We start from the raw sequence: 13,931 nt of genomic DNA on the forward strand, positions 1-13,931 counted from the left end.
TTGTCTTGTTTAGTTTTCAAAGATCATCTTCATTTTCGCTCAGAGGCGACTTTATTAATATAACATTCTATCAAGATGAAGTCAACAACTTTTTTCTTGAATGTTATTTCTCAACCGCGCTGTTTCAGCGGCGAATACAAATATAACACCTTTTAAAAGAAGAAACAAGTATTTTTTCTAAATAATTTATTTTTCTTGATCTCTTCCTATATATTCGTACAAAAAGGGCTTAACTCCGTAATTCACTATTGTTGATCCTGTAGGTCTTTAGTATATTTATAATAGATTGAAATTAAATAACCGCAGGGGGAGCTTCGTGCTGAGAGTGAACAATTCGTTGTTCTGACCCTTTGAACCTGTCAGTTAATACTGAAGTAGGAATGTGGAATCACTTGCATACATGCATTGTATTCAAGCCGATATGTTTTTCTATGAATCACATACTCATCCTGACATGGTCTCTCCTTGCACAATTCGTGAAAAGGGGATTTTTTTATGCAGCAATCAAATCAATTAGTACGACTGATGGAGATCGCCATCATGACTTCTCTTGCACTTGTTTTAGATTATTTATCAGGTCTCTTTTTAAGAATGCCAAACGGCGGGTCAATTGCACTGATCATGATTCCTGTCATCCTCATGTCCATTAGATGGGGCGTGTCTGCTGGATTTATCATCGGTGTGTTAATCGCAGGACTGCAGCTGATGAACAATCCTATTATCGCCACACCTGTACAAGGATTTCTCGATTACTTTGTCGCATCTGTTGTGATTTGTTTAAGCGGGCTATTCTCAGGATCAATTAAAAAAGCCATTCAGGATAAAAAGCGAAAGAAACAATTCTTCTATATTATCCTAGCTGTATTTGTCGCCAGTTTCTTCAGACTGCTGACGTTCTTTATTTCAGGTGTAGTCTTCTTTTCTCATTATGCACCAAAAGGAACACCAGGTTGGGTGTATTCATTAGTTTATAACAGCACATATATGATTCCTTCATTTATCATTTGTAGTATTGTTCTTTGTTTACTCATCCCTAGTGCGTCTCGTTTGGTTTTTCCTCGACAAAAATAACCCAGCTGTTTCAGCGGGTTATTTTTTATGCATAATTTGCTGCTCTATTGAATCTATTAATAGTAGAAGATTTCATGCTGGAGGTACGACAATGAATCCTTACTCCATTATGCTGTGCTGTTACATCCTCAGTCTCGCCTACTTTTTGGCCAGTTTCTATGAGGCATTAAAAATAGCAGGTGTGAAAGGAAAAGTAGAGGCTTCTCCTTTTATCTCTTATATTTTGCTCGCTACGCTTTTTACTTTTTTCTCTCATTATTACTGGAAGCTGACGATATAATCTGTTGAACATGAGCACTTAGTACAGACAGCTCCCATCCATACCCTATTTCCTCATGGTTCTCACCAGCCAGCTCGAACTGGCTGGTGACGGCAAAACTAGGTTGAAGTTTTTGATAAAATTGCTTCGCTGAATTTTGCTCAAATACCCAGAGCAGCATATTCTGATAGCCCTTCTCTATTAAATAATCCACACCTTTTGCAATCAAAGCCATACCCGCTCCTGATTTCTGTTTTCTCTGCAACAAATAGATGGCATAAAGCTCACCATCATATTTTGAATATCTCTCATCACGCTGTTTTCCGAAGGAAGCAAAACCAAATACTCCGTCAGCATCCTCTGCGACAAACGTGCCTTCAAGCGACCTGCTTCTCCAGCTCTCTTCCCGCTCCCCTACATTCAAAGCATCTAAATACTCTTGTGAAATAATGCCGTGATAAGTCGTTTGCCAGCTCTTCACATGAATTTCGGCAATTTTAGGAATATCATTATGTACTGCATGTCTAACCTTCATCTGCACACCCCTTTTAGCCATTTCTTACTCTATGTTTCATATGATAAGTTTCTATTTTATAAAATTCAATCCCTAATGGATATTCGTTGACATTTTGTCAACACCCCTATATATTGGGTACGACTTCTTTTATTGAAGAGTTGAACTTTATGAAAAGGGGAAAGAAGAGATGGAATTTAAAACAACTGAGCTTCGGCAGTTTTTAAAAGAACAACTGCAAATACGTTCTCTTTCATTAAGAGAACTCAGTACACAAACAGAAATTGATAAAGCCACACTGTCTAGAATCATGAACGGAAAAAGAAAACCGACTTTGAACCATTTACAGCGGCTTTCAGATGCTCTACACATTTCTTTAGATCATCTATTGGCCACGGCTGGATTTTCAATTAAAAACGAAAGAGTTCACGGTAATACGTTCATTCAAGCCGTAGAAGAGATTGAGCGAACGCTGAAAGATCATGATGTCTATGACGGGACGTTCAGCGAGAATGAATTGAAACAGAAGTTAAATGAATATGAGACCTATAGTCAATCAGAAGAGGGAAAAGAAACGATCTCAGCAAAGTTTGAAAAAAAGATAGATACGATAAGTGGTGTTGGGCCATTTCTTGATCAATTGAAAAGCATGTACAGCTCGTTCATGAGCGGACGGGGGACGTCTCGAGAATTGATGTTGATGGGAGGCGCATTACTTTACTTCATTATGCCCGTTGATTTAATACCAGATTATATTTTTCCGATCGGCTATATTGATGACGCTGCAGCGGTGCAGGTCGTATTAAACCAGCTGACAAATAGGTCATAGCAGGTGACGGAGACATGAAAAAACAGAACAGCATTGACTTCGCATTATTATTCACTGTCATTTGCTTCTTTGTGATCAGCCTACTAGCTGTGTATAGCGGATCGGGACAGTATGAAACGCAAGATATGTTTTATTTCGTCAAAAGACAAGTTTTCTGGTATATCGTCGGCTTTGGCCTTATGGCGGCAGTTGCTTACTTTGATTATGAACTGCTTGAGCGGTTATCTTTTCGATTATTTGCAGGTGGTCTCTTCCTCATCATTCTCGTTCATTTTTTTGGCACGAATCAAAATGGCTCCCAAAGATGGATCAGCTTGGGGCCCATGAAAGTGCAACCATCAGAATTTATGAAAATTTTTGTCATTCTTCTGTTAGCGGCTATTTTAAATCGATACAAACATCAGCGCTTTTCGTTTAAAGAAAGCATGATTCCTACAATGAACATCATATGCTGGACCGCTGTTCCTTTTTTCCTGATTTTAATTCAGCCAGATTTAGGGACGGCACTTGTGATCTTGTCTATCGCTTTTACACTGATGCTTGTGTCAGGCATTTCAAGTAAGATGATCGCTGCATTAATCGCTTCTTTTCTCGCGCTTCTTGCATTTTTGACCTACTTGCACAATGAACATTTTGAGCACTTTACAAAAGTGATTAAACCTCATCAGCTTGATCGCATTTATGGGTGGCTCTCCCCTGATGAATTTGATTCGACATATGGGTATCAACTGAAACAAGCAATGCTTGGCATTGGGTCAGGACAATTATCAGGAAGCGGGTATACAAAAGGAAATCAAGTACAAGGGGGAAATATCCCTGAAGCCCATACAGATTTTATATTTGCAGTCATTGGCGAGGAATTTGGTTTTATCGGCGCCTCCCTATTGATCTGTTTATATCTTATGATGGTCTATCGAATGATTCATGTGGCTATGCATGCGAATACCCTTTATGGGCTTTATATATGTGCTGGGGTGGTTGGGCTGATCGTCTTTCAAGTCTTCCAAAACGTTGGGATGACAGTAGGGCTAATGCCTGTGACTGGTCTTGCCCTTCCTTTTATCAGTTATGGGGGTAGTGCGCTTTTAACCAATATGATCGCCATTGGCCTTGTGTTTAGTGTCAATTTGAGGTCCTCATCCTACATGTTTGGACGTAACTGGGATTGAAGGTGATGTCATTGATTCTTTCTCACCTAAAAAAAATCGACCACATTCTTGCTGGGACGATTGTTTGTCTTTGTTTCTTTGGATTGCTGATGGTGTACAGTGCGAGTTATCCTTTAGGCGAAATAAAATATGGACAGGGCAGCTACTTCTTCATGAAACAGTGGCAATGGCTTTTGATTGGGTTCTTCTTTTTCATCGCTGCAGCCCTGGTTCCATATCAAGCTTACCGTAAATGGATTCGTTGGCTTGTGATGCTGTCACTGCTATGTCTTCTCCTTGTCCTACTTCCAGGAATCGGTGTTGTCAAAAACAATTCACAGCGATGGATTCATTTGGGCTCTCTGATCATCCAGCCGTCTGAGGCTGTGAAATTAGTGATGATCATCTATTTTGCCTATGTATATGCAAGGAAACAAGCGTACATTACATCCTTTAAAAAAGGAGTACTGCCTCCACTTCTTCTTTTAAGTCTAGCTTTTTTATTGATTTTAAAACAGCCAGATTTAGGTACAGCAGTTTCTATTTTATTGAGCTGCGGTATCGTCTTATTATGTGCTGGACTTAAAACACGCCACCTCATTCTACTAGGTTCGACAGCTGCGGCAGGGATCACTTTTTTTGCTGTGACCGCTCCTTATCGCTTGAAACGAATCACTTCTTTTCGTGATCCTTTCATGTATGAGGATGGAGATGGTTATCAGCTGATCCATTCTTATCTCGCCATGAATTCAGGAGGGCTTACCGGGAATGGTTTAGGCGGAAGCATTCAAAAACTAGGGTTTCTTCCTGAAGCCCATACAGATTTTATTATGGCCATCATTAGTGAAGAGCTGGGAATCATGGGGCTGTTGTTTGTGATGGGTGCCTACCTACTCATCATGTATCGCGCCGTTCGAATCGTTCAAGGTTTACAAGATCCATTTGGAAAGCTATTAACGATCGGGCTTACTTTTCAAATTACGATTCAAGCAGCCTTTAATCTAGGAGCTGTCTTTGGGCTTCTCCCCATTACAGGCATTCCTCTTCCCTTTATTAGCTACGGCGGATCTTCATTGGTGTTCATGATGATATCTGCAGGCATTCTTGTGAATCTCTCTTCATCTATCAAAAGACACCGGCATGTACCCCAATTAAAATAGACACCCTCTATCAGAAGGTGTCTTTTGATTTTTATTCTTCTATTTGACGATCAGCGATTTCTTTTTTTCTTGGCTGTTTGATTTCATTCGTCAGTTCTTGGATGCTTTGTTTCACATTGCCTTTGCCAGAGAAATTCTCAATAATTTCTTTAACATCAATTCCAGAGGAAGCTTTCAGACTTTCTTGAAGACTGGACATAAGGTTTGTCGCATAGCCGGTCACTTTGTTGGCGCCGCTGCCTTCCCCGTTACCACCTGTATCAACAACTGTAATTTTATCAATGTTAGAAAGTGGAGCAGATACTTGTTTCGCATATTCAGGTAGCATTTTCACAATCATATCAAGAATCGCCGCTTGACCATACTGTTCGAATGCTTCTGCAATTTTCTCTTTCGCTTCTGCTTCCGCAAGTCCTTTCAACCTAATGACTTCTGCTTCTGTTTCCCCTTTTGCACGATCGGCTTCTGCTTTGGCAAGCCCGTCAATCCGAACTTTCTCTGCTTCTGCTTTTGCCATTGCTTCAATGCTGTATTTCTTCGCATCTGCTTCTGCAAGACGCTTCGCTTTTTCCGCCGCAGCCGACTGCTCAACAGCATAACGGTCCGCATCTGCTTTCTTTTTCACTTCAGAATCGTATTGACGCTCACGACGCTGGATCTCTTTTTCTTCTAATTCAATTTGCTTCTGACGTTCAATGATTTTGACTTGCATTTCTTGTTCAGTTACGTGCTGACGATTACGAGCTGTTTCAAGATCGTACGCTTGGTCAGCGCTTGCTTTTGCTGTATCTTGTTCACGTCTGAATTCTGCTCTTTTCAGCTCATTGATTTTTTCTGCTTCAGCGATTTCAGTGGCACGCTCAAGCTCAGATTTCTTCGCATCTTTATCTGCTTCTGCACGTTTGATACGTGTTTCTTTATCTGCTTCTGCTGTCGCAATATCTGCATCGCGTTTCACTTGAGCAATTCTAGGTTTACCTAGTGATTCTAAATAGCCATTTTTATCACGGACATCTTTGATTGTAAACGATACAATGACAAGACCCATTTTCGCTAGATCTTGAGAAGCGACACGCTGTACTTCTTGAGAAAATTTCTCTCTGTTTTTATAAATCTCTTCGACTGTCATTGACCCTAAAATGGAGCGAAGGTGTCCTTCTAGTACTTCTCTTGCTTCATTTTCACGATCTTCTTTTGTTTTCCCTAAAAACTGCTCTGCCGCAGTGGCGATTTCTTCAATTGATCCGCCGATTTTAATGATGGCCGTTCCATCCGCCATGACCGGTACACCCTGCTCAGTATAGACTTCAGGCGTTGAAACATCTAGCTTGCTAGATAGTAAGCTGAGCGGCTCTGCTTGTTGAAAAACAGGGAGTACAAAGGTACCTCCACCTCTTACAATCTTAATCTTGTTTCCACCTTCATCCACGTGGACATTTTTACTTCCGAGGTAACTTCCTGTGACGATTAATGCTTCATCTGGACCAGCAGTCCGGTATTTCGAAACAAATACACCAATAAGTGCAATGAGAATCACAAGCACAATTCCAATAATAATTAATATGGTTGTTCCTGGCATAGCATTCCCTCCTAGATTTCTTCATTTGGTATAACAGATAACACGCCTTTGTTCACTTCGACGACCAGCACCCGGGTTCCATATGGAATCTCCTCTTCGTCGAAACTGACGGCAGGCTTTGAGATTTTTCCGCTGTTACTAATTAACAGCACTTCTCCAAACCCATCTTTTGGTACAGATACAATGATCTCCCCAGTTCTTCCTTTTAGGTCGGCCTCCGTATATGAAAGAGATTCTTCAGCAGAGGAAAGCGGGACTAAGACAAATACATGTAAACAAGTAACGAGAACCACTGCGAGGATGGCAGATAATACGGCGCCAAGTCCACTTCCTACAATTGCTGTTTTTTCAGAGATAAATCCTCCAGCCGAGAAAAAGGTAAGAAATGCGAGGATCAATGTTGGTTGAAGGAACGGGACAGGAATCGCTTCAAACAATCCATCAAATACATCGCCAAAAAAGACGAAAACAAGCGTCAGGATTCCTGATACCATCAATATGTATAAGTACAGCGTCTGAAGAGGCAGCCCAAACACATCCATCTTCCTCACCCTTTCTTTATGAAATGAGCAGCCTTTCATTCATTTAGACTATGCTCACATCCAAGTGTATTCCTTCTAACAGGTAATACGAACCACTTTTGTAAAGGTTTCATTTTTCATCACAATTCATTAAAGGATTTCTCGGATAGCTAAAGAATGATTGTCTTGTACCAGTATGATAAAATTTGATCTTGAGGTGAGAGAAATGAGTTTATTACATGAAGCAAGACAAGAATTGTGGCAGGAGCTGCAAGGATTGAGCGAAGAACAATTAAATCAAAAATTATCTGATGATACTTGGAGTATTCAAGAAGTTGCAGATCATTTAAAGAAGATGGACCTAGTTGCAGCAAAACATCTAGCTGCCGAGGGGAAAAAAGCACCGATTAAAGAATATGAGCCAAAGCCGGTGGAAATGGCAGAGGATCGTTCAAGAAAAGCCACCGCGCCTAGTATTGTTGAACCAGAGCGCAAGCATGTGACACCTACACATTTAAAAGATGAGCTTGATACAGCTCGTGAGAAATTAAATCAAATTTTATCAACGTTTATAGAGGAAGATTTCAAACGCGTGATTGCACATCCTGTATTTGAAGAACTTTCATTAAAGCAATACCTTGATTTTATCGGCGCACATGAAAAGCGCCATATTCATCAAATTAAAGAAATTAAAGAACAGCTATAAGATGTAAAAAAGACTCCCTTTTGGGAGCCTTTTTTCATTGTTACACTGTTTTAGGTGTTAAATCAAAGCAACGAGCGTAAATCCAGTTGTATGCTTTTTCGTTCAGGTCTCTTGGGTTTCCAACTGTTTGCGGATCTTTCATTGCTTCTTTAGATAAACGGTCGATCATATCTTTTGGTACACCTTGTTCTTCTAATGAAGGAACTTCTAGGTCTTCCACTAAATCATACATCCAATTCACTGCTGCTTTTGCAGCTTCCTCTGTTGTCATTCTGCTTGTATCAATACCGAATGCTTGCGCAATTCGAGCGAATTTCTCTGGGTACCCTTTCCAGTTATATTCCATGACAGGTCCCATCATTGCCGCTACACATTGGCCATGTGCGACTGGAATAATCCCTCCAAGCGTTTGGCTCATCGCATGGGCTGCGCCAGCTGATTCACTGCCATAGGAAAGTCCGGCAAGCATCGCAGCTTGTGCCATGCCATATCTTGCTTCCAAATCCTCTCCATCGGCAAAGGCACGGCGAATATAATGAGCAGCATATTCAATGGCCATGAGTGCTACCGCATCTGTAATTGGCTGAGCAAACTTCATCGTATAGCATTCGATCGCGTGCGCAAGCGCATCGATACCCGTCATTGCCGTCACATGCGGCGGCATAGATACATGAAGCTCAGGATCAATCACTGTTAGGTGAGCTGCAATGAGCGGTCCACCTGTGTTGAATTTGAATTCCCTTTCTTCGTCAGTGATCACTGCCCACTGCGTGACCTCTGAACCTGTACCAGCCGTTGTCGGAATTGTGGTTAACGGAGGGATTCTATTTTCAAGCGGTTTTTTCCCCTCAGCCGCTTCGTAATCAAGGACTGAGCCTTCATGAGTTGCCTCTACTCCGATTGCCTTTGCTGTATCCATTGAACTGCCGCCGCCTACTGCGACTAATCCATTACAGCCTTCTTTTTCATATAAAGCAGATCCTTCGTTCACTAGACGGACTGGCGGATTTGGCTCTACTTTATCAAATAGAACGACATCGATTTGCGCTTCTTTTAATGAAGCAATCACTGGATCTACAACACCTGCTTGATAAATACCAGGATCTGTGACAAGCAATACCTTTGAAACGCCGTATGCTTTCACTTCTTCCCCAACATGTTTCACTGCACCAATGCCGTGCTTGATGACAGTCGGAATTTCAAACGTATGGAATTTTTGCATGCTTTCAATTTTCATATTTAAAGTCATATAGAATCTCCTCCAGATAAGTGATATTTATTTAAACCAATGAACCGCTTCTGGTTTTGTATTTCGATATAAATGTTTTAGTTCCGTATATTCTTCAAGGCCCGTACGTCCTAATTCACGTCCAAGACCTGATTGTTTATACCCGCCCCACGGTGCTTGGGCAAAATAAGGATGGAAGTCGTTGATCCATACCGTGCCTAATCTTAATTGACGAGCCACTCGTTCGGCTTTGCCGATATCAGAAGACCACACCGCTCCTGCTAAACCATAAATCGTGTCATTTGCCAGCTCGATGACTTCTTCCTCTGATCGGAAGGTTTCAACAGTGAGGACTGGTCCAAACACTTCTTCCTGTACAATTCGCATCTCTGATGTACAGCCTGAGAAAATCGTCGGCAAGTAGAAGAATCCTTTTTGAAGCTCCTCTGCATCAGGTCGTTTCCCACCTGTTTCTAATGTTGCGCCTTCGTCTAAACCGATGCTGACGTATTTTTCTACTTTTTCTCGATGCTCAGCTGAGATGAGCGGTCCGCTCTGGGTTCCTTCATCAAAGCCGTTGCCTAGCTTGATTTTTTTCGTACGCTTCACCAGTTCTTCTAAAAATTCATCATGAATAGATTCTTCCACTAACAAGCGTGAACCTGCTGAACACACTTGCCCTGCATGGAAAAACACAGCATTCATTGCCTGGTCAACCGCTACGTCTAAATCAGCATCTTGAAAGACGATATTCGGGTTTTTCCCGCCGAGCTCAAGGGCGATTTTTTTCACATTCCCGCTGGCTCCCTGCATGATTTTCTTCCCTGTTTCAATACCGCCTGTGAATGAAATTAAATCGACTTGGTCATTGACAGCCAGCTCATCTCCAACAGTTGCTCCAGGTCCAAGTACTAAGTTGGCAACGCCTGCTGGAACACCCGCTTCTTCCATAAGTTTGAAAACTTTTATCGTGGTTAATGGTGTAATTTCACTTGGCTTTAGTACGATTGTATTTCCAGCTGCAAGGGCAGGAGCGATTTTCCAGCTCGCTTGAAGCAATGGATAGTTCCAAGGAGTGATTTGACCGCATACACCGACAGGTTCTCGGACTAATTCACTTTTTGAGTTTGGAATAGGCGATGCAATGATTTCCCCGCCATCCTTATCAGCAAGCCCCGCATAATATTGGAACACGTTCGCAATATCGTCCATATCCGCTTTGCTTTCTTCTAATGTTTTGCCGGTATCAAGTGATTCTAATTTGGCTAATTCATCTAGGTCTCGCCTAATCAATTCAGCAATTTTAAACACAATATTTCCTCTTTCAAGTCCAGGCATGTTTGCCCAATCACCTTGATCGAAGGTTTCTCTCGCTGCCTTAATGGCTAACTGCGCGTCATTTCTTGATCCTTCACTGACTGTCGCGATCACTTCTTGATTAAATGGATTGATGATATCTCTTGTGTCGCCACTCTTAGCGCCAACCCATTGTCCATCGATAAATAGTGTTTGACTCATAGAAGGAACCTCCTCTGATTCTCTTTGGTAAGTTTGTTAAATAAAAATTTAACGTTTTGAACATAATTAACTTAACATGTTCAAATTTTTCTGTCAAAGGGGGATATGCTTCTTTTATTTTGACATTTTGCATTCTTTCGTTAACATATAGTCCATAAAGATTTTTTTGAACGTATTGAATTCACTTAATAGAAAGCAGGGACAAGATGAAAAAGCAGGAACAGCCACAAGCAGAAGAACGCATTTTAGCTGCTAAAGATCTCGTCATTGATTCCATCGCTGAAACAATGGATCTCTATGGCATTACTAGAAGTGCGGGTATTCTATATGGGACGATGTATTTAAATGAGGAAATGACGCTGGATGAAATGCGTGAAGAGCTGCAAATGAGTAAGCCTAGTATGAGTACGGGTGTGAAAAAACTGCAAGACATGAATATTGTCAAAAAGACCTTTCACCGTGGCCGAAGAAAACACAGCTTTGTTGCTGAGAAAGACTTTTTTAAGTTTTTCATGAACTTCTTCCCGCAAAAATGGGAACGAGAGGTCGAGGTTAATCTAGCAGCGATTGAAGAAGCGCAAGAACGCCTTCAAGGTGTAGCTCGTGATGATCAGGCGGAGGAACATGAAAGAGAGGAAGCGAAACAGCTCATTGAACAGCTTGAAAGCTCAAAAGCCTACTACGACTGGCTTAGACGATTAGCCCACTCGGTTCATTCGGGAGAAATCTTTGACTATATTCCGATTGATCAGAAAGAAAAATAGCCGGAGTGTTTGTGTTTTACAGCTTGAATTTTACAGGAGGATTGATTATAATAAGTTATGTCGTAATGCTTCGGGGCATTAGCTCAGCTGGGAGAGCGCTACGCTGGCAGCGTAGAGGTCAGCGGTTCGATCCCGCTATGCTCCATTATCAAAAGCCTATCCAATGATGGATAGGCTTTTTCATTTGATTTTACTCATAAAAGCTTATTTGTCTGGTTCTTGAATTTGATAACCAAAGACTCCTTTTATCTCAACATCCCCACAGCCTTCTTTTTTGGTCAGTTTAATACCATGGGGTCTATAAATGTAGCGCCCACTTGATAAAATTCGGTCTGTTGCACTTAGATCATATTGGTTACCTGTATACTCTTTGACTGATGACGGAAAATCCGTTCCTGATAAGGATGTTCTGTAGAGTGTCACCTCTAAAGTACAACCCTCTGCATTTAGTATAGAAAATTGGTAGCCATAAGTAGATGGATATTGTTCAGGATTATTTTGACCTCCTGGTACCCACAGATCTTTTTCCTGTTCCGTCATGATGAAATCAACTTCTACTTCTCGATAAATGGTCTTAGCTGCAACCTTTTCCATATTAAAATGGAACATGACAATGAAACAAAGAGACATCATTACACATATCCGCTTCATACAACCCCTCCATTCATTTTTACCATTATACAACAAATAACGCCAAAAATGGTTTTATTTTACTTTTTTTATAATAGATAAGGGTTGATTCATTCCATATGTGTTAACTTTCTATGACCTTACTTAATGTTTTTTTGGTCTTTGGACCATATATGCCATCCGGGGTTAACCCATGCATCATTTGAAATCGAGACACTGCATTCGCAGTCTTGGGTCCGTAGTACCCATCGATTCCATTGTTGATCGCTCCCTTATCAGGATAAAAATAAATCGATGCTAAGGCTTGTTGTACAGCTTTTACAGCTGACCCTTTTGTAAGAGGCTTCGTCATTTTTAAAATACCTGCAGGCAAACTGTATGTTTTTTTGACCTTGTTGGTTTTAGATGTTGATCTCGTTGATATGGTTTTGATAGATGTTTCTTTCACAGGTTTAGCTGTTGTCATTTGACTTGTAGATGCTGATGCAATACCAGCTTTGAAGCCATCCCACCGATTTAACAGCTTACGCGGACACTCCTTCCCGCTCCAATGCTTATGTGGCACCACGTTTGATAAAGGAATTCCTAAATCCCCCATCAGTTTCCGAATAAGCCATTGGGCGTTTTTAACAGCCTGTTCAAAATTAGCGCCTGCATTTTCACAAATTTCAATTCCAATTGATTTCATATTGCCGGTTCCCCTGCCATCTCCTGCGTGCCAGCCATTTTCGTTTAGTGGCAAATGCTGATAAATGACCTGATCATCGACCGTGTAGTGCCAGCTAACCCCGGTACTTGCCCGAGCAACAAATGCTGCATGATTTGCCGCATCAGCCCCCCGTCCAGTGTTCGATGTATTATGCACCGTAATATAGAGCGGCTTCATACTGTTTCCTGGCCTGTTGCGATTTTGTTTTGGGATGAGTGCTTGAATGATCTTCACCATATTGTTTCTCCTTCAAAAATTATTTTGTTAACCCTCTTTGTTTCAGGGCATCTTTTTGCAATTGACCTTTATAGGTCACATAATTATTTTTAAACCAAGCGATCACGGCAGTGACCATAGTGAAAATTGTGGAACCTGCCACATATAGTGCCTCTCCTACGGTTTGCACTTGCTCCTCGCTAATCGGCAGCACCGTTTGTCCAAACATGACAAGCGTTTGGTTGATAAGCGCAATAAAAAGAAGCACTGTGCGAATCACAGTGCCTTTGTCGAATGTTTTCATGATGTTTTCCTCCTATTTTAAATTCCGTTCAATTTTATCGAGCTTGTCGATCACGACGTCATACTTCTCACTAAACTTTGCTAACACATCATTTTGCGCCTCGATTTGCTCATTGAGTTTGTTTTCTCTTTCCTTTGTTGTGTTTAATACGTAAAACAGCACCCAACAGAATAACACCGCAAACGGTCCTTGTGTCATTAAATATTGAGTCAAATCCATTTCCACTACACTCACCTACTCCCTCACTTTGCACATTCTAAAGAAGGCAAAATAAAAACGCCTATTCAGCGTTAGTTGCATATTCTTCGTTTGTTATTTCTTTGTATTGTTCCGGCGTAATCTTCTCGAAACGAACAAATTTTGCTACATCTTCATTTTCATAACACTTCCATTGATAGAACAATGAAATACTACGGAACCAATCCAATTACATAACCCCCTTTTCAGTCAGCAGCATGACAAGTTCTGATGTTGTTTTTGATTGTTCTTTTGCTCTCTTTTCTGACTCGGCCAGCTGCTCAAGCAAATCGGCGTTTTGCTGTTTTAATAGATCCATATCTGATGTTGGCAGCGGCTTTACCTGAAAGTGATCAATGTATTCTAGAGTTGCCGACTCATACCATGCCCTTTTCTCTTCATTGTATTTACCTTTATACAAACCATCTTGAGGTCTTACATCTGTATGCCCTTTTAGGATGTCTTCGCCTTCTTCAATTTCTATTTCTTCTCCCGGGATGTAATTGAATTTATCATCGTATTTATATATCCATTTCAA

17 protein-coding genes, 1 tRNA gene and 1 riboswitch are annotated in these 13,931 nt (G+C 41.0%); of the genes, 7 read left to right on the plus strand and 11 right to left on the minus strand.

Annotation, left to right across the window (positions count from 1 at the left end; translation table 11 throughout):
- Nucleotides 1–295 precede the first annotated feature (295 nt).
- Nucleotides 296–398, plus strand: a riboswitch (TPP riboswitch).
- Nucleotides 399–495: 97 nt separating this feature from the next.
- On the plus strand, nucleotides 496–1,071 hold the full coding sequence (gene thiT / locus BA79_RS03965) for an energy-coupled thiamine transporter ThiT (protein WP_007500615.1): 576 nt from the start codon (nucleotides 496–498) through the stop codon (nucleotides 1,069–1,071).
- A 239-nt stretch (nucleotides 1,072–1,310) separates the two neighbouring features.
- Here thiT and BA79_RS03970 read toward each other — a convergent pair whose 3' ends face one another.
- The gene (locus BA79_RS03970) at nucleotides 1,311–1,865 is read right to left on the minus strand and encodes a GNAT family N-acetyltransferase (protein WP_035701109.1); all 555 of its coding nucleotides are present in this window, start codon (nucleotides 1,863–1,865) and stop codon (nucleotides 1,311–1,313) included.
- A 169-nt stretch (nucleotides 1,866–2,034) separates the two neighbouring features.
- On the opposite strand from BA79_RS03970, the gene BA79_RS03975 reads away from it, so the two are divergent.
- The 3 genes from BA79_RS03975 to ftsW are packed head-to-tail and all read left to right on the plus strand — an operon-like array spanning nucleotide 2,035 to nucleotide 4,981.
- Entirely contained in the window at nucleotides 2,035–2,673 is a 639-nt protein-coding gene (locus BA79_RS03975) for a DUF1232 domain-containing protein (RefSeq protein WP_035701111.1), read from the plus strand.
- Between the two features lie 14 nt (nucleotides 2,674–2,687).
- Nucleotides 2,688–3,842, plus strand: coding sequence for a rod shape-determining protein RodA (rodA, locus tag BA79_RS03980; RefSeq protein ID WP_008344041.1), 1,155 nt, complete (start codon nucleotides 2,688–2,690; stop codon nucleotides 3,840–3,842).
- Between the two features lie 5 nt (nucleotides 3,843–3,847).
- Nucleotides 3,848–4,981 (plus strand): putative lipid II flippase FtsW, encoded by a 1,134-nt coding sequence (gene ftsW / locus BA79_RS03985; RefSeq protein ID WP_411238312.1) that lies wholly within the window; start codon nucleotides 3,848–3,850, stop codon nucleotides 4,979–4,981.
- A 31-nt stretch (nucleotides 4,982–5,012) separates the two neighbouring features.
- On the opposite strand, the gene floT is transcribed toward ftsW, so the two are convergent.
- Together floT and BA79_RS03995 are read right to left on the minus strand one after the other, a co-directional pair.
- Nucleotides 5,013–6,560, minus strand: a complete 1,548-nt coding sequence (gene floT / locus BA79_RS03990; protein ID WP_008344044.1) for a flotillin lipid rafts scaffold protein FloT — start codon at nucleotides 6,558–6,560, stop codon at nucleotides 5,013–5,015.
- Nucleotides 6,561–6,571: 11 nt separating this feature from the next.
- Nucleotides 6,572–7,102, minus strand: a complete 531-nt coding sequence (locus BA79_RS03995) for an NfeD family membrane protein (RefSeq protein ID WP_017367919.1) — start codon at nucleotides 7,100–7,102, stop codon at nucleotides 6,572–6,574.
- Nucleotides 7,103–7,307: 205 nt separating this feature from the next.
- On the opposite strand from BA79_RS03995, the gene BA79_RS04000 reads away from it, so the two are divergent.
- Nucleotides 7,308–7,787, plus strand: a complete 480-nt coding sequence (locus tag BA79_RS04000; protein ID WP_035701118.1) for a DinB family protein — start codon at nucleotides 7,308–7,310, stop codon at nucleotides 7,785–7,787.
- Nucleotides 7,788–7,827: 40 nt separating this feature from the next.
- On the opposite strand, the gene gbsB is transcribed toward BA79_RS04000, so the two are convergent.
- Together gbsB and betB are read right to left on the minus strand one after the other, a co-directional pair.
- Nucleotides 7,828–9,036, minus strand: a complete 1,209-nt coding sequence (gene gbsB / locus BA79_RS04005) for a choline dehydrogenase (RefSeq protein ID WP_035701121.1) — start codon at nucleotides 9,034–9,036, stop codon at nucleotides 7,828–7,830.
- A gap of 27 nt (nucleotides 9,037–9,063) precedes the next feature.
- Nucleotides 9,064–10,533 (minus strand): betaine-aldehyde dehydrogenase, encoded by a 1,470-nt coding sequence (gene betB / locus BA79_RS04010; protein ID WP_035701124.1) that lies wholly within the window; start codon nucleotides 10,531–10,533, stop codon nucleotides 9,064–9,066.
- A 206-nt stretch (nucleotides 10,534–10,739) separates the two neighbouring features.
- Here betB and gbsR point away from each other — a divergent pair, with 206 nt between their 5' ends.
- Nucleotides 10,740–11,297 carry a transcriptional regulator GbsR gene (gene gbsR, locus BA79_RS04015; RefSeq protein ID WP_017359004.1) on the plus strand — a complete coding sequence of 186 codons (558 nt, stop codon included), beginning with the start codon at nucleotides 10,740–10,742 and terminating at the stop codon, nucleotides 11,295–11,297.
- A gap of 72 nt (nucleotides 11,298–11,369) precedes the next feature.
- A tRNA-Ala gene (locus BA79_RS04020) sits at nucleotides 11,370–11,442 on the plus strand.
- A 59-nt stretch (nucleotides 11,443–11,501) separates the two neighbouring features.
- On the opposite strand, the gene BA79_RS04025 is transcribed toward BA79_RS04020, so the two are convergent.
- From BA79_RS04025 to BA79_RS04045, 6 genes are all read right to left on the minus strand, one after another.
- Entirely contained in the window at nucleotides 11,502–11,948 is a 447-nt protein-coding gene (locus BA79_RS04025) for a hypothetical protein (RefSeq protein WP_017359003.1), read from the minus strand.
- A 103-nt stretch (nucleotides 11,949–12,051) separates the two neighbouring features.
- Nucleotides 12,052–12,873 (minus strand): peptidoglycan recognition protein family protein, encoded by an 822-nt coding sequence (locus tag BA79_RS04030; RefSeq protein WP_017359002.1) that lies wholly within the window; start codon nucleotides 12,871–12,873, stop codon nucleotides 12,052–12,054.
- A gap of 19 nt (nucleotides 12,874–12,892) precedes the next feature.
- Nucleotides 12,893–13,156 carry a phage holin gene (locus tag BA79_RS04035; protein WP_008361671.1) on the minus strand — a complete coding sequence of 88 codons (264 nt, stop codon included), beginning with the start codon at nucleotides 13,154–13,156 and terminating at the stop codon, nucleotides 12,893–12,895.
- Nucleotides 13,157–13,168: 12 nt separating this feature from the next.
- Nucleotides 13,169–13,381, minus strand: a complete 213-nt coding sequence (locus BA79_RS04040; protein WP_008344062.1) for a BhlA/UviB family holin-like peptide — start codon at nucleotides 13,379–13,381, stop codon at nucleotides 13,169–13,171.
- Nucleotides 13,382–13,436: 55 nt separating this feature from the next.
- Nucleotides 13,437–13,583: an XkdX family protein gene (locus BA79_RS18865; protein ID WP_008344064.1), complete on the minus strand. Its 147-nt coding sequence runs from the start codon at nucleotides 13,581–13,583 to the stop codon at nucleotides 13,437–13,439.
- Entirely contained in the window at nucleotides 13,584–13,931 is a 348-nt protein-coding gene (locus tag BA79_RS04045) for a hypothetical protein (RefSeq protein WP_008344067.1), read from the minus strand. It lies immediately after the preceding gene.

This window comes from Bacillus altitudinis 41KF2b (assembly GCF_000691145.1).
Taxonomy (GTDB): Bacteria; Bacillota; Bacilli; order Bacillales; family Bacillaceae; genus Bacillus; species Bacillus altitudinis.